Here is a 14,405-nt window from a genome sequence, read left to right on the forward strand (position 1 = left end):
ATCATCAGGTCAACAACATGATATCACCTCAACCCTACTACGCCGTTATTTTTATTTCCACGCAAAGCGAAAATACTATAGGTTACAGTGAAATGGCCACACAAATGGAACATCTTGCTCAGCAGCAAGCGGGTTATTTAGGCATGGACCACGCCCGAAGCGCTATAGGGATCACAATCTCCTACTGGAAGACGGAAGCCGATATCCTCAACTGGAAAAACAATCTTGAGCATCTTAAAGCTCAACATTTAGGCAAAAAAACCTGGTATAACTCTTACAGCATACGCATCTGTAAAGTAGAGCGCGAATACCATTTTAAACGCCATGAAGATTGAAGAATTGAAAAGGTAAAAAAAGAAAATCCCTTCACACATGAGCTGCGAAGGGATTTCTTTTGGCAAGTCCGTTGCCGGACTTTAAACGAGACAGCAGGTCCCCACCTGCTGCATCTAACATAACAAAACCAACTTAAAGTCCTGAATTTTGTAAATGTTGTGAATGTTGTAATTGATTTTGTACTTCGGGGTTATGGGGTTTTATAAATGATTGGGGGTTTGTTGTAATTGACTTGTCTAATTATGATCTGGGGTGATCGTGATTTGGGGTTTATTTGGTGATGAAGATCTGCGTGAAAAAAGCAGTTCCTTTATCATTTTTTACTACTGATATTCCACTGTGTGTGAAATTTCCTTCAAGTGCTTCGCGATGACTGTCGCTCTTAATCCAGGCTGCAACTACCTCCTGCGCTGTGCGGTAACCAAAGGCTACATTCTCGCTTACACGACCGGCACCACGTGATTTAAGAAAGTCTGAACGCTTAAAAAAGTTGTCGTGGCTTATCTGACCTTTAGTAGCCATATACTTAGAATGATCTGAAGCCTGAGCTTTAGAATCAGTATTGGCTTGAAGTGCAGTTAAACCAAGGCTTTGACGGTGTGCGTTAACTTCTGCAAGAACTTCCTGAGCGAAAGCTTCTTCAACAGTAAGGTTTGCAGCAACTTCTAAAGTTGCTTCTTCGGTTGGCATCAACTCTTCGTCTTGTGAACAGCTGGAAAAGAATACAGTAAATGCAAGAGCCAAAAGGCTTGTAGTAAAAGTTCTCATGATTTGGGGTTTATGAGTTATGTTGATACAAACATAAGTAGGATTTTTTGTTCCTACAACCTTTCATCTGTCATTTTGTGTATTTCATCGATTATTGTGTAAAATTTAACAGAATTTAGCCAAACTTTAACACTTTTTAGCTGTTTAAAATGCACTTTGTCGTTAGTTGACTATAGAGCGCTAAATCGTTTAATTGAATAATTGTGTATTTTGTCGATCATAATATGCTATAAATCGTCGTTTATCGGTATTTTTTGCAATATGTAAGAAATAATAAAGCGCTTAATGCAGCTTAGGCACTGGTTTTAAGTACTGTAGAAGCCATCAGGTCTTTAATTGCAGATCATTTTTTTACTCCCGGCTTTAAAATAGCATTGTTCATTCTAGAAAACGTATGTTAACTTTACCTGATCTCTAAGATCAACTACAGATCGTTTTACCTTCACAACTGCAGTATATGAACCGATTTACCCGTATTGTTCTGTTGCTTTTAGTCCTTGTTTTAGGCAGCTGTCATCATACTCAACGAGACGATGACAACATCTTTAAATTCAAAGAGTATATCGCGTTTAATACTTTTGGCCGTGTTTCGGTAAAAGCTCCCCTTAAAATTGAACTCGCTCAGCCCACTTCGCGGTTTGATGCCAATCAGATTATTCCTTCAGAATACCTTGTGATTTATCCAAAAACCGAGGGCGTGTTACACATTAAAAACGGTACCACACTGGTTTTTGATCCTAAAGAAGACCTTCTGCCCGACACCGAATACACCTTGACCCTGAAACTCAGCCGCTTTTTTGAAGATATCGCTCCGGAGTTTAGCAGTTACACCTTCAGCTTTAAAACCATTACGCCCAATTTTAAAATCAACCTCGGCAATCTGCAATCCTACAGCAGAGAATGGCAGTATCTTACCGGGTCTATAGAAACGGCAGATGAAACCACCCTCAGCGAGGTTCGAGAAATCATCGAGGCCAATCAGGAAGACAGCGCTTTAAAAATAGACTGGCCGGCAGACTCTGCCAGCGGTTCGTTTTTCAATTTCACCATAGATAGTATAAAGCGTAAAAAAGAAAATTCTCAAATACGCATTGTTTGGGATGGTAAACCCATAAAAAGCAAAACGCAGGGTCAAAGCACACTCAACATCCCGGCTCGATCGCGCTTTACCGTGGTTGATGTGACCACCGCTCTCGCCCCGGAAACTTCGGTGAGTGTGAACTTTTCAGACCCGTTGGAAATGGAGCAAAATTTTGACGGACTCGTACAGTTAGACAGCCTTCAGAATATGCGGTTTGAGGTACAGGGCAACGTGCTTACCGTTTATCCCAGGCAGCCTTTGACCGGCACGCTTCAGCTTATTTTAAATAAAGGAATACGAAATGCCTACGGTATGGCCTTACCTCAGGATGCCGTTCAGCAAATTTCCTTTGAGCAGCTCAAACCTCAGGTGCGTTTGGTTTCCAGCGGAAGCATTTTACCCGCATCTGCTAAAACTCCCATCTATTTTGAAGCCGTTAATCTTTCGGCTGTAGATGTACGGGTGATTAAGGTGTACCAAAACAATATGCTTCAGTATTTACAGTCGGCTTCCCTAAACAGCACAGACAGCTACGAGCTCAATCGCGTGGGTAGGCGTATTGCAAAAAAGACCATTCCGCTTATAGACAACAACATTGCCCAAAACGGACTCTGGCGTGCCTATGCGCTTGATTTATCTGAATTTTTCAAGGCAGATCCAGGCGCTTTATACCGGGTGGAGTTCAGTTTTGAGCCCGCCTATAGCCTCTATCCCTGTGCAGAAGACGCGCAGGTTGACGGCCAGACCAAAAAAGAAGCCTATCTCGAAGAAGCCTATGAAGACTACTACAATACCGAAGCAAACGATGAAGAAAATCTGCGCGAAGAAGCGTATTGGGATAATGAGCGCTACTACTGGCGAAACCGCGTTTACAACTGGGAGGAAGAAGACAATCCCTGTCACCCGGCCTACTATAATGAAGACCGCTTTGTAAAAACCAATGTTCTGGGTTCTGATCTGGGCTTAATTATCAAAGAAAGTGAAAACGGAAGCTACGACTTTGCCACCTCAAACCTCATCACCGCTCAGCCCGAAATGGGTGTCGAAATACGGCTTTACAATTACCAGCAACAGCTCATCAAAAGCCTGAAAACCGATCTTGAAGGCCTGGCGTCCTTTACAAGCGACAAGCAGGTCGCCTTTGCGATAGCCCGGCAGCGCAACAATTACGCGTACGCAGATCTCAAAGATGGTAACGCGCTTTCGCTTAGTAATTTTGATATTAGCGGAACTAAATTAGAAAAAGGCCTTCAGGGCTATATCTATACCGAACGTGGCGTACACAGACCCGGAGACAGCATTCACCTCACCTTTGTGCTCAATGATCTGGCAAATCCCTTGCCGGCAGAACACCCGGTAAAGCTTGAAGTAACCGATGCCCGCGGCAAACTCGTATTGCGCAATGTGATTAGTTCGTCGCTGTCTGATAAAGGCATGCCCGGCGATCGCAATCATGGCTTTTACTATTTTCCCATCGCAACGCACGACACAGATCCCACCGGAAACTGGACAGCTACCATAAGCGTAGGTGGGGTTAAGTTTACCCAAAGATTACGGGTTGCCACAGTAAAACCAAACCGCCTCAAGATCAAACTCGACTTTGATGAGGCCTATTTAACTACCTCGCAACCGGTTAACGGCAGCATCAGTGCGTTGTGGTTGCACGGAGCTCCCGCACGCAATCTGAAGGCCGATATTACGGCAACGCTAAGCAGTACAACGGCAGATTTCCCTGCTTTTAAGAACTACACTTTCACAGATCCTGTACGCAGTTTTAATGAAGTCGAAATTCCTGTTCTGGAACAGCAGGAACTCAATGGGGAAGGCAAGCTCGACTTTACTAAAAAACTGGAGTTAAGCGGCAAAGCCCCCGGAATGCTGCAAGCCACGTTCTTAACCAAAGTCTATGAAGGTGGTGGCGATTTTTCGGTAGATGTGTTTTCAAAAAAACTGGCTCCGTACACCCATTTTGCCGGTATCCACGCCCCCGAAACCCGCGAATACGATTCCTATTACACCGATCAGGAAGTCAAATTTGATCTTGCCAGTGTCACCGAAACCGGTAAAGCTGCTCCGGGCCGGGTATTGCAGGTACAGCTTTTTAAAATCGAATGGCGCTGGTGGTTTAGCCGTTCTTCAGACAATCTTTCGCGTTACGAGAATACTTCGGTTTATAAACCCGTGCAAAACTTCGATGTTACTACAAACGCCAGCGGTAAAGCAATTGCAAAAATCACGGTTCCCGAACAGGAAAGCGGCAGGTACTTGTTACGGGTAATCGACAAAAATTCGGGTCACGCAACCGGTCTTACCACCTACTTCTTCCGCAACTGGGATAACCTTCCGGCAGGCGAAGGCGACAGCGCCAAAATGCTGGTATTCTCTTCCGATAAAGAAACCTATCAGGTAGGTGAAGAGGCCGTGGTGAAATTTCCGTCCCAGCAAGGTGGCAAAGCCCTGCTCAGTATCGAAAACGGCACGCAGGTGCTTTCTAAAAAATGGGTGGAAACCGAAACTCAGGAAACCGTAGTGCACATACCCATTACCCGGAAAATGGCCCCGAATGTCTATGTACACATCAGTTTGCTTCAGCCACACGCCCAGACCCTTAACGACCGGCCCATAAGACTTTATGGTATCATCCCGTTAATGGTAGAAGATCCCGCAACGCGGCTTGAGCCCAAAATCCGGATGTCTTCAGAGCTTAAACCCGAAGAATCCTTTAGCGTGAAGGTTAGCGAAGCCGGCGGCAAAGCGATGGCCTACACGCTTGCGGTGGTTGATGAAGGTTTGCTTGATCTCACCCGCTACGAAACCCCGAAAATTCACAATGCTTTTTACGCACGCCAGGCGCTGGGTGTTAAAACCTTTGATATGTATGATGATGTGATTGGCGCTTTCTCGGGCAGTGTTGATAATATTTTTGCCATTGGAGGTGGTGATATGGCTGCGGGAGCAAAAAACCGAAAGGCCGACCGGTTTAAGCCGGTGGTTAAATTTTTAGGCCCCTTTTATTTAGAAGCCGGAAAAACAGCAAATCATCAAATCAGGATGCCTAATTATGTGGGTTCGGTACGTACCATGGTAGTTGCCGGAAACACCAAAACCGGTGCCTACGGAAGTGCAGAAGCTACCACACCCGTACGCAAACCGCTAATGGTACTCGCTTCGCTTCCGCGAAAACTGGCGCCGGGTGAGCAACTCACGCTTCCGGTGACCGTGTTTGCGATGGACAAAAAAGTGAAGGAAGTCACAGTTACTGTAAAAACTTCGGAAGCCCTTTCGCCCAAAAACGGAAGCACAAAAAGCATCCGCTTTGCGACAACCGGAGAACAGCTGGTGAATTTTGACTTTGACGTGAAGCGTACCGATGCCATTCAGAAGTTTGAGATTACCGCTACGGGTGGTGGCGAGCGGGCTACGTATTCGGTAGAAATTGATGTGGAAAATCCAAATCCCATTTCGCAGCGCAGCAAACATTATACCCTTGAGCCTAACGAAACGCTGGACCTAAGCTACGCCAGCTTTGGGGTTAAGGGCACCAATACTGCGGTGTTAGAATTTTCAACCCTTCCACAAATTGATTTTACCAAACGCCTGCAATACCTCATTGGCTACCCCTATGGCTGTGCAGAACAAACCACTTCCAGCGGCTTTCCGCAGCTGTACCTCAGCTCGGTTTTTGAGCTTAACAACACGCAGGAAAAAGAAACCCAAAAGAACATCAGGGCGACCATAGATCGCCTGGGCATGCTGCAAAGACCGGAAGGTGGCGTGAGTTACTGGCCAGGTGAACGCGAGGCTGATGCCTGGGCAACCTCCTACGCGGGGCATTTTATGCTCGAAGCGCAAAAACAGGGTTATTCCTTGCCGGTGACCTTTTTGACAAACTGGCTCAACTACCAAAAAAACGCAGCCCGTCAATGGCGTAACGGGGCTACCTCGTACAACAGCAGCCTTACACAGGTCTACCGCCTGTACACCCTGGCACTTGCCGGGCAACCCGAACTGGCGGCGATGAACCGCCTGCGCGAATCCGGCGAACTCACCAATGCCTCACGCTGGAGGCTGGCAGCGGCCTACGCACTGGCCGGTAAAAAACAGGTGGCCAATCAGCTGGTGGCAAAAGCCGGACTCGAATTTAAAGAGCGGCGGGAGTTGCAGTATTCCTACGGTTCGGTATTGCGCAATAAAGCTATGGCTTTAGAAACTATGATTTTGCTTGATGATAAACGCCAGCAGGAACTTGCCGAGTCGATTGCCAAAGATCTTTCTTCTGGCAGTTGGTACAGCACGCAGACCACAGCTTTCTCGCTGCTTAGCCTTAGTAAATTGCTCATCGCAAACGGTGGTAAAAGCATTGCGGTACAGCTAGGGCCGCAAAAACTCACTACCGAAAAAGGCTTTGTAACCACAGATCTGCCTGTTTCGGAACAGGAGCAAAAACTCAATCTTAAAAACCTTAAGCAAAACCGGGTTTATGTAAGTCTGGTACAGCAAGGCAAATTGCCTTTGGGTGAAGAGCTGGCCGAGCAGCGCAACCTCAGCGTCAAAACCGTTTTTATGGATAAAGCCGGTAAACTGCTGACCACTGAGCGTTTACGCCAGGGCACCGGGTTTAAGGCTCGGGTTACGGTAACAAACACCTCGTTAAATGCGGTAAATCATATTGCACTTGCCCAGTACATTCCCAGCGGCTGGGAGATTGTAAACACCAGTTTTACCGCTCTGGGCGGCGGTGCGAGTGGCAAGGCAAGGTATACCGACATACGGGATGACCGGGTGTATTTTTACTTCGACCTGAATTCAAAAGAATCCCGAACCTTTGAGATTGACCTCAACGCCTCGTTTTTAGGGAAATACTATTTACCGGGTACACAGGCCGAAGCGATGTATGATAATGACTATTTCGCCCGAAACAAAGGAAGTTGGATTACGGTTTTTCAGTAATTAAAATCGCATCTAAATCAAAACTTTATGCAGCTAAAACGCAAACACCTTGTAGTTACAGGCATTGCTATCGTTTTGCTGCTTTGGTATTTGTGCCTGCCTAAACCGCTTTTTAAAAATCCGACAGCCACGGTAGTTACCAGCAATGAAGGCCATTTACTGGGCGCGCGTATTGCCGATGACGGGCAATGGCGGTTTCCTGCCGGTGACTCGGTTCCCTTTCGGTTTAAAACGGCGATCCTGCAGTTTGAAGACGCTTATTTTTACCGGCATCCCGGCTTTAATCCGGTTTCGATGACTAAAGCCTTGTGGTCTAACCTGACTTCAGATAACCGCCGCGGTGGCAGCACGCTTACCCAACAGGTCATTCGGCTTTCGCGTGACAATCCCAAGCGTACCTATCTGGAGAAACTTCTGGAAACATTTATGGCGACCCGGCTTGAGGCGGGTTATTCTAAAGACGAAATCTTAAGCCTGTATGCCTCACACGCACCTTTTGGTGGAAACGTGGTAGGGCTGGAAAGTGCCTCCTGGCGGTATTTTGGGATTCCGGCATCTCAGCTGAGTTGGGGACAGGCAGCCGCTCTGGCCGTATTGCCCAACGCCCCGGCGCTGGTTTTTCCCGGAAGAAATGAAGGTGTTTTTAAAGCAAAACGCGATCGTTTACTGCTAAAACTAAAAACGGAAAACATCATCGACGAGACCACCTACAACCTGGCGCTCGCCGAAGTTTTACCCGGCGCACCACAGGAACTCCCCGATCTGGCGCCGCATTTTACCGAACGTATGGTACAGGAACATCCGGGCGAAAGCGTAAAAAGCAGTCTGGATTTAAACTTGCAAAACCGCCTTAACGGCATCGCAGCCGAAGCCTATTACCGCCTGAGTCAAAATCAAATTCACAATCTGTCTATTCTGGTCCTTGATGTTAAAACCCGTAAGGTTTTGGGCTATATGGGCAACGCGCCTACGACTCGCGAGCATGCCAGTTATGTAGATCTGGTTAGCGCCAGGCGCAGCACCGGCAGTACGCTCAAACCCTTTTTATACAGCGCCATGCTGGGTTCGGGCGAACTTTTACCTCACGAACTCGTCGCAGATGTGCCCACGACGATCAACGGTTACAATCCGCAGAATTTTGACAAAACCCATAACGGCGCGGTGCCGGCCTCGCAAGCCCTGGCGCAGTCGCTCAATGTTCCCGCAGTTAATTTACTACGCAGCCACGGCCTAAAGCGTTTTTACAACGATCTGCAAAAATTGGGGTTTAAAGATATAAACCGCCCGGCAGATCATTATGGGCTTTCGCTTATTCTGGGTGGCTCCGAAAGCAACCTTTGGGATCTCACCAATGCCTATGCGGGAATGGCCGCTACTCTCAACTTTTTTAATGATTCCTCCAGTGAATATCCCGCTCACGCATTTGATGAGCCGGTTTATTTAAAGAATACTGCTTATGATTTGGGCGAAAAGCAACCACTACCTGAACTTTATGATGCCGGAGCCATTTACCAGACTCTGCAAACCTTGCGGGAAGTCAACCGGCCCGAAGGTTCAGAAAACTGGGAGTTTTTTAGCGATGCGCAGCCACTGGCCTGGAAAACCGGCACGAGTTATGGCTTTAAAGATGCCTGGGCGGTTGGGGTTACCCCGCAATATGCCATTGGCGTCTGGGTGGGCAATGCAGATGGTGAGGGGCGACCCGGAATTACAGGTATTCAGGCGGCGGCACCCATTTTGTTTGAGGTGCTTGATCTTTTACCGGCTTCGGGCTGGTTTAAAATGCCCTTTGATGAGCTGGTCGAAGCTGAAATGTGCCCGCAAAGCGGAAAACTGGGCGGCCTGTATTGTCCCGAGACCCAATTGAAGTGGATTCCCAAAAAAGGAACCCGTACCGAAGCCTGCAGCTTTCACCGGCAGATTTTCCTTAATGCCGAAAGAACCCATCAGGTTAATGCCGAATGTTATCCTTTGGGCCAAATAGTATCTCAATCGTGGTTTAGCCTTCCACCGCTGTGGGAATATTATTATGCTCCCCTGCATCCCGAATATCAATCCCTGCCTGACTTCTTACCGGGATGTTTCCGCGAAAGCGAAAAAACTATGGAGTTTATTTATCCCAAAGCCGGTGAAGCCATCCTGATACCGAAAGATTTTGAAGGCGAGAAACAAGAGACCGTTTTTAAACTCGCCCATCGCGATACAGACGCTACAATTTACTGGTATCTTGATGCGTTTTATCTGGGTTCAACAACCACTTTTCACGAGCTCAGTCTGATTCTTAAACCCGGTGACTACCTTCTCTCGGCCACAGACCGTGCCGGCAACAGCATTTCGCGCAAGCTGCATATTCGATACGCTTCGGAAGATTGACCAAACTACAACGATAGCGTTGATTTAACAAAGCGTTAAGTTTCTTTAGTTCGGAAATTACCGAACTAACTGTAAATTTGCAACCAAGAATCGAATTATGCCTGAAGAGATTGAGAAACAAAAAGAAGTATTAATTGAACGGCTGGGTATTTTCATCGAGAAGAAAGATCAGATACCGCCGCTTGCTGCACGCATCATCGCCAGCCTGGTATTGAGTGGTAAAAGAGGCTGCACTTTTGATGATCTGGTGACCGGACTTAAAGCCAGCAAAAGCACCATTTCTACCCACCTAAACTCCTTACAACAGTCTGAGCGCATCACCTATTTTACCATTTGCGGCGATCGTAAGAAATATTTCATAACAAACCCCAAGAGTTTATTAATAAGTCTGGATGAAATGCTAAAAAGCTGGGAACAGGAAAAGCAGCTGCATCTGGAGGTTATGAATTATAAGGAAAAATACAACGCACTCAATTCTGAAGAGGGAGAAGTCTTTTTTGAGCTTGAGTTTCACAAAGATTTTATCAATTATATAGACCAGGCCCAGAATTCTGTAAAAAAAATACGCGAGAAAGTCGCAGAGAAGCTTAAACACGAATAAATCATTATGAAAAAGAATTTCTATCATCTAGTAACTGCTACGCTCCTTACGGTTGTGCTTGCAGGCTTTAGTTCTTGCGGAGAAGGTAAGGCAGACCAGCAGGCTGCGGCCTCACAAACACCTTCTTTACCGGTTATAAGCTTACCCGTTAAAACCCTGACCGGATATCAATCTTATCCCGCGCGTATTGAAGGGGTGATTAATGCAGAGGTATATGCTAAAATCTCGGGTTACATCACCGATGTGGCCGTTGATGAAGGTCAAAAAGTACGTAAAGGACAGGTACTTTTTCGTCTGGAAACCCAGTCGCTCAACCAGGATGCTGCAGCGGCAAAAGCCAACGTAAATGCTGCGCAGGTTGAAGTAGATAAGCTGAAACCTCTGGTGGAGAAAAACATCATCAGCGAGGTACAGCTTGAAACTGCGAAAGCCAAATTGAAACAGGCAGAAAGCGCCTATAACAGTATTGCTGCAAACATAGGCTACGGTACTATAAAGAGTCCGGTAGACGGTTATGTGGGTGCGATTAATCTGCGTGCCGGTTCACTGGTGAGTCCGTCGAGCCAGACCCCGCTTACTACAGTTTCTGAGATAGATAAAGTCTACGCCTATTTTGCGATGAACGAGAAAGAATATCTCAATTTCATCATGGCTGCAGATGGCGGTGTACGTGACGAAAAAATTGAAAACCTGCCTCAGGTGACGCTTATTTTGGCTAATGGGGAAGAATATCCGCAACAGGGTACCATTGAGACGGTAAATTCGCAGGTCAATGAAAACACCGGGAGTGTAAACTTCAGAGCTGTTTTCGACAATCCGCAGCGACTGCTTACTAACGGAAACAGTGCGACTTTACGTGTTCCAAAAACCTATACCGATGTGGTTGTTGTACCTATAGAATCGACTCTCGAACGTCAGGGAAGCACCTATGTTTATCAACTGGATGCAGACAATAAAGCCACGGCTACCGAAATCACCGTCAAAGATGAGATTAACAATCTGTATATCGTTTCAGATGGCATTTCTAAAGGTGATCGCATCGTAGCTAAAGGCATTCAAAATCTGCGCGGAACCACCACCATACAACCGCAGGAAACACCTTTTGACAGTATAGCTGCACCCATCAAGAAATCATTCAGATAAAGAAAAGCCATTATGCTTAAGACATTTATAGACAGACCGGTACTTTCTACCGTGGTTTCGGTCATTATTGTAATCTTGGGAGTTTTGGGCCTTACCCAGCTGCCCATTACACAATATCCCGACATCGCGCCACCTACCATTAGTGTTACGGCCACCTATCCAGGTGCCAATGCCGAGACCATTCTGGAGAGTGTGATCATACCTATTGAAGAACAAATCAACGGGGTTGAAGGGATGACCTACATCACCTCAACCGCAAACAACAACGGTACAGCTGAGATCACTGTATTTTTTAATCAGGAAGTTGATCCTGATATCGCTGCTGTAAACGTGCAAAACCGGGTTGCCCGAGCCAATTCACTATTACCTCAGGCAGTTATTCAAACCGGGGTAACGACTCAAAAGCAACAAACCAGTGCGTTGATGTATATGTCATTTTACAGCGAAAATCCCGATTATGACGATACCTTCATTCAAAACTACCTTAAGATCAACGTCATTCCTTCCCTGCAACGGGTAGATGGTGTAGGTGCGGTTAATGTTTTTGGCGGAAAGGATTACGCCATGCGCATCTGGTTAAATCCCGATAAGCTTGCGGCCTACAACCTGATTCCTTCTGACGTGGCGGCGGCACTTAATGAGCAAAGTCTCGAGGCAGCAGCGGGTTCTTTAGGTGAAAACGACGGTGAGGCATTTAGTTATGTGATTAAATACGGCGGGCGTTTTAAAACTGAAGAGCAATACAGTGACATCGTGATCAAAGCTTTGGGAGACGGCCAGTACCTGAGACTTAGCGATGTTGCCGATATTGAACTTGGGGCACAGTCCTACGCCGGAAGCTCTATTACTGCCGGAAAACCCGCAGTAAACCTGGGGATCTTTCAGACTAAAGGTTCTAACGCCCGCGACATCATTAACGAGATCGAAACCCGTCTTGACGAGGTGCGGGGTGACCTGCCCGATGGAATCGAGATCTTTATTCCTTACAACACCAACAGCTTCCTGAATGCATCTATTGAAAAAGTAGTGCACACCCTTATTGAAGCCTTTATTCTGGTATTTATCGTCGTGTTTATCTTCCTTCAGGATTTTAGATCAACGCTTATTCCGGCAATTGCAGTGCCGGTATCTATTATAGGTACGTTTTTCTTCCTGAATCTTTTTGGGTATTCGGTAAACTTATTGACGCTTTTTGCACTGGTGCTGGCCATCGGTATCGTGGTTGATGACGCGATTGTAGTGGTTGAAGCCGTGCATGCCAAGATTGATGAAGGTGAAAACAACGTGCGCAATGCTACTGTTAATGCGATGAGCGAAATTTCGGGCGCGATTGTTTCTATTACCCTGGTAATGGCTGCCGTGTTTATTCCCGTGACTTTTGTGACCGGACCTACAGGTGTATTTTACGAGCAGTTTGGGGTAACGCTTATTGTGGCGATTATCATTTCGGCAGTAAACGCATTAACGCTGAGCCCTGCACTGTGTGCACTTTTTCTTAAAAGCCACGACGAAAAAGAAGGAACCAAAAAAGGCAGCTATCTGCAACGCTTTTTTGCTGCCTTTAACCGCGGCTTTTCGGCTACGGTAAATAAATACGGTAAATCTATTGGCTTTTTATATCGAAATAAATGGGTTACCGTTGCCTTACTGGTTGTTGCGGCAGCCGGAATCTGGTGGTCATCTTCTCAGGTGAAAACCGGTTTTGTACCTGATGAAGACCGTGGAATTGTGTTTTTGAACATTCAATTGCCTCCGGGATCTTCACTAGACCGTACCGAAGAAATCAACCGCGAAGTTTATGATAAAATCAAACAGATTCCCGGCATTAAAGAAGGATCTGTAGTGAGTGGCCGAAGCTTCTTAGGAGGCGCCGGTAGCAACAACAGTTTAGGATTTATACGTCTGGATGACTGGGAAGATCGCGATGCCGACTCACTTTCTATCGAAGCGATTACGGCTAAGATGTTTGGCGTTGCAGCTCAGTTTCCGGGTGCGCAGATCGTATTTTTCTCACCGCCCAGTATTCCCGGTTTTGGAAGTTCGGCTGGTGTAGAGGTTAACCTGCTTGACCGTTCGGGAGGAAGTTTTATTGATCTTGACAAAGTGAATCAGGAATTTATTGGAAAGCTTTCGCAGCGACCCGAAATTCAATACGCACAGTCTTCATTTAACACCAATTATCCGCAGTATAAACTTGACGTAAATGTGCCGCTGGCTAAAGAAATGGGCGTGCCTATTTCCAGTATTTTCAGCACCCTTCAGGGTTATATCGGTGGGATTTTTGCAGCAGACTTTTCCCGTTTCGGAAAACAATACCGGGTATATATTCAGGCCTTGCCCAGAGACCGCGCAAATAAAGAAAACCTCAGCGAACTCTACGTGCGTACCGGTTCCGGAGAGATGACACCCATAACCCAGTTTGTAAGCCTGGATCGCGTTTACGGGCCACAGTCGGTTACCCGATTTAACCTGTTTAACTCAACCAAAATTACGGCCGCTACCAATCCCGGATATTCTTCGGGTGACGCTATTGCCGCTGTTGAAGAAGTGGCTAAAAGCCTTCCGGCTAATTACACTACGGCTTACTCGGGTCTAACCCGTGAAGAGGTAAATGCCGGCGATCAGACCACCGTTATTTTTATACTCTCTCTGGTGTTTGTGTACTTCCTGCTTGCAGCACAGTATGAAAGCTATTTGTTGCCGCTGAGTATCATTTTCTCCCTGCCGTTTGGGGTATTTGGAGCTTATTTCACCACCCAGTTATTTGGTCTTGAAAACAACATTTACTTTCAGATTGCACTCATTATGCTCCTGGGGCTGCTGGCTAAAAACGCCATCCTGATTGTGGAATTTGCCTTACAACGCAGACGCGCCGGAGAATCACTGCTGGATGCTGCAGTTGATGGTGCAGAATCCCGTTTACGACCCATTTTGATGACCTCGTTTGCTTTTATTATGGGCTTACTCCCTCTGGTTTTTGCCAGTGGCGTAGGTGCAGCCGGTAACCGATCAATTGGTACCGGAGCTGTGGGTGGATTGCTCATAGGAACACTCATTGGGGTTTTTGTAATCCCGGTTTTATTCATGCTTTTCCAATGGCTGCAGGAAAAAATTTCCGGAGCTCCAAAAGCTAAAACTGAAGAAACGCACTAA

Annotated in this window: 7 protein-coding genes; 6 read left to right on the top strand and 1 reads right to left on the bottom strand. The window is 46.5% G+C overall.

Features of this window, described 5'->3' with window-relative positions:
- Positions 1-17: 17 nt before the first annotated feature.
- Positions 18-335 (top strand): antibiotic biosynthesis monooxygenase family protein, encoded by a 318-nt coding sequence (locus LLW17_RS03925; protein ID WP_228228956.1) that lies wholly within the window; start codon positions 18-20, stop codon positions 333-335.
- Between the two features lie 271 nt (positions 336-606).
- On the opposite strand, the gene LLW17_RS03930 is transcribed toward LLW17_RS03925, so the two are convergent.
- Positions 607-1,104, bottom strand: coding sequence for a CAP domain-containing protein (locus LLW17_RS03930; protein ID WP_228228957.1), 498 nt, complete (start codon positions 1,102-1,104; stop codon positions 607-609).
- 457 nt (positions 1,105-1,561) lie between these two features.
- Between LLW17_RS03930 and LLW17_RS03935 the strand changes: the two genes are divergently transcribed.
- The 5 genes from LLW17_RS03935 to LLW17_RS03955 all read left to right on the top strand — a co-directional run bounded on the left by LLW17_RS03935 (position 1,562) and on the right by LLW17_RS03955 (position 14,405).
- Positions 1,562-7,135 (top strand): alpha-2-macroglobulin family protein, encoded by a 5,574-nt coding sequence (locus LLW17_RS03935; RefSeq protein ID WP_228228958.1) that lies wholly within the window; start codon positions 1,562-1,564, stop codon positions 7,133-7,135.
- Positions 7,136-7,162: 27 nt separating this feature from the next.
- Positions 7,163-9,508, top strand: coding sequence for a penicillin-binding protein 1C (gene pbpC / locus LLW17_RS03940; RefSeq protein ID WP_228228959.1), 2,346 nt, complete (start codon positions 7,163-7,165; stop codon positions 9,506-9,508).
- A 97-nt stretch (positions 9,509-9,605) separates the two neighbouring features.
- Positions 9,606-10,109, top strand: a complete 504-nt coding sequence (locus LLW17_RS03945; protein WP_228228960.1) for a GbsR/MarR family transcriptional regulator — start codon at positions 9,606-9,608, stop codon at positions 10,107-10,109.
- Between the two features lie 6 nt (positions 10,110-10,115).
- Positions 10,116-11,252 (top strand): efflux RND transporter periplasmic adaptor subunit, encoded by a 1,137-nt coding sequence (locus LLW17_RS03950; RefSeq protein ID WP_228228961.1) that lies wholly within the window; start codon positions 10,116-10,118, stop codon positions 11,250-11,252.
- A gap of 12 nt (positions 11,253-11,264) precedes the next feature.
- Positions 11,265-14,405, top strand: a complete 3,141-nt coding sequence (locus LLW17_RS03955; protein ID WP_228228962.1) for an efflux RND transporter permease subunit — start codon at positions 11,265-11,267, stop codon at positions 14,403-14,405.

Source organism: Leeuwenhoekiella parthenopeia (assembly GCF_020782115.1).
GTDB lineage: Bacteria > Bacteroidota > Bacteroidia > Flavobacteriales > Flavobacteriaceae > Leeuwenhoekiella > Leeuwenhoekiella parthenopeia.